This window comes from Vibrio marinisediminis (assembly GCF_014050145.1).
GTDB lineage: Bacteria > Pseudomonadota > Gammaproteobacteria > Enterobacterales > Vibrionaceae > Vibrio > Vibrio marinisediminis.
Window position 1 is genome coordinate 1 of the sequence record NZ_JACFYF010000459.1, and the last position, 222, is coordinate 222.

Annotated in this window: 1 protein-coding gene; it reads left to right on the forward strand. The window is 63.5% G+C overall.

The window, feature by feature from the left end:
- Positions 1-222 (forward strand): hypothetical protein (locus tag H2O73_RS21735; protein ID WP_220457812.1); only part of this gene is annotated, 222 nt, incomplete at both ends.

The following is a 222-nucleotide window of genomic DNA, read 5'->3' on the forward strand; positions in this document are numbered from 1 at the left end:
CGAGGACGACCAGGCCTTCCTGGAGCTGCAGGTGCTCGAGGCAATGATGGTGCTCGGGGCAGTGATGGGCAACCTGGTCCCCCTGGCCCTCCTGGAACTGCAGGATTCCCTGGATCCCCTGGTGCTAAGGGTGAAGTTGGACCTGCAGGGTCCCCTGGCTCAAATGGCTCACCAGGACAAAGAGGGGAGCCTGGACCGCAGGGACATGCTGGTGCTCAAGGG